The following is an 897-nucleotide window of genomic DNA, read 5'->3' as shown; positions in this document are numbered from 1 at the left end:
ATACGAGAATCAAGGGCTCGGTAGCCAACTAATTGAAGAAGCTTTACAAGTCGCGAAAACTAAACACCTTGATTGTCTTACTACAGCATTTGGACTGACAACCGAGTTGCTTTCTTTCTGGTCAAAGAATCAGTTTTCGCTTCTCAAACTTGGTCTTCAACGTGATAATGCTAGTGGCTGTTATGCCGCGATTATGCAAAGGCCGATATCTTTGTCTGCACAGGAAAATTTGGCTCTATTAGAAAGTATCTATGCCAGAAATTTGCTCAGTGGTATCAGTAGACAATATCAACACCACACTAGCGATACGCTGTATGATGCGCTAACAGAAGCGAAAATTCCAGCAGTAGAGCTAAGGCTAGACAGCAGGCAGCTTGCTCAACTTCAACGCTTTGCTAGCCATAAGTTGGCCATCGAAGAATGTATGAGCGAGTTGATCAGTTTGACCTTATCTTGCTTCAAACAAAAAAATAAAAAAAGTTCAATCAAGCGCCCGCTACAAGTACTGATTCGACGGGTTTTACAAGCTCGTTCAATTTCTGATTGTGTGGAGGAGTTTAATTTTAGTGGGAAAAAAGACCTGGATAAGCATCTTAGAGAGGCCGTTCAAGTACTTTTAGAGCAGCTAAGCAGCCCTAAAATACTTTGAAATCAGGAAGGCTCAGCGCTTAAATACTAAAGCTCGAACCACAACCACAGGTTGTTTCTGCATTCGGATTGGTCACAGAAAACTGAGCACCTTTTAGGCCTTCAGTATAATCAACTGTCGCTCCGACGAGGTATTGATAACTCATGGCGTCGACAACCAGGTCTACACCCTGCTTGCTAACAACCGTATCATCTTCTGAAAGGTCTTCATCAAAAGTGAAGCCATATTGAAAACCCGAGCAACCACCG

The 897-nt window shown here is 42.7% G+C and carries 2 protein-coding genes; one reads left to right on the top strand and one right to left on the bottom strand.

All coding sequences use genetic code 11. From position 1 onward, the window contains the following. A partial coding sequence (locus A3756_RS18735) for a GNAT family N-acetyltransferase (protein ID WP_156490598.1) occupies positions 1 to 649 on the top strand: 649 nt, incomplete at its 5' end. Positions 650 to 668: 19 nt separating this feature from the next. Here the strand turns inward: A3756_RS18735 and erpA are convergent. Further along, the coding region (gene erpA / locus A3756_RS18730; RefSeq protein ID WP_156490597.1) for an iron-sulfur cluster insertion protein ErpA at positions 669 to 897 on the bottom strand (229 nt) is incomplete at its 5' end.

This window comes from Oleiphilus sp. HI0086, from assembly GCF_001635225.1.
Note: the sequence above shows the minus strand (reverse complement) of the source record. Positions and strands in the feature narration are given on the sequence as shown.